We start from the raw sequence: 661 nt of genomic DNA, 5'->3' as shown, positions 1-661 counted from the left end.
GCTACATGGACTCCCCTTTGTCAAGCAATAGTAATCCCACAACAACAGTGGATCTGACAGCAGCTCTACATTCGGCGTTTGATTAGCTTGCTGCCTAAACAGCTTTTGGCTATCGCCCTGATGATTTGCGCTTGAGCAAAGATCTCATTCGTTAAACAGTATTACTTTCTCTTTCAAGAATGATGTACTTCCCAACTAACCAGATTCAATTGCTCTCGGTCTGACCGTGTTATCGTCAATTGCTAATGCGTCGACTCGGTGGGGTTAACCGTTTGGGTTAAACCTTTTTACGTTTTTACATAGTTAACTTGATACTCATTACCTGATTGAAGTAATGACCAAATTAATCGTGCATTTTTTGCTGCGAGGGCGATGACCGCCCGTTTAAAACCTCGACGTTCGATAAGGGCTTTAATCCATAAACTGGTTCTATCTATTTTGTTAGTACAGTTTGCGATGACTGCGCGAGCACCATGTATTAATGAGGTGCGGATATGCTTCTCACCGCGTTTACTAATTCTGCCTAATGTAGGCTTACCGCCTGTTGAATACTGCTTAGGTACCAAGCCTATCCAAGCTGCAAATTGGCGGCTAGTTGCGAAGTGTTTAGCATCACTTACCGTGGCGACCACGGCTGTTGCGGTGACTTCACCAATACCTG

The 661-nt window shown here is 44.3% G+C and carries 1 protein-coding gene; it reads right to left on the bottom strand.

Going from position 1 to position 661, the window contains the following annotated elements; all coding sequences use genetic code 11:
* Positions 1–287: 287 nt before the first annotated feature.
* Positions 288–661: transposase (locus tag Q4557_RS19835; protein WP_303415061.1), on the bottom strand; the 374-nt coding region annotated here is incomplete at its 5' end.

The organism is Shewanella sp. 5_MG-2023, from assembly GCF_030547465.1.
Classification (GTDB): Bacteria; Pseudomonadota; Gammaproteobacteria; order Enterobacterales; family Shewanellaceae; genus Shewanella.
This window is presented reverse-complemented; position numbering and strand designations above follow the sequence as displayed.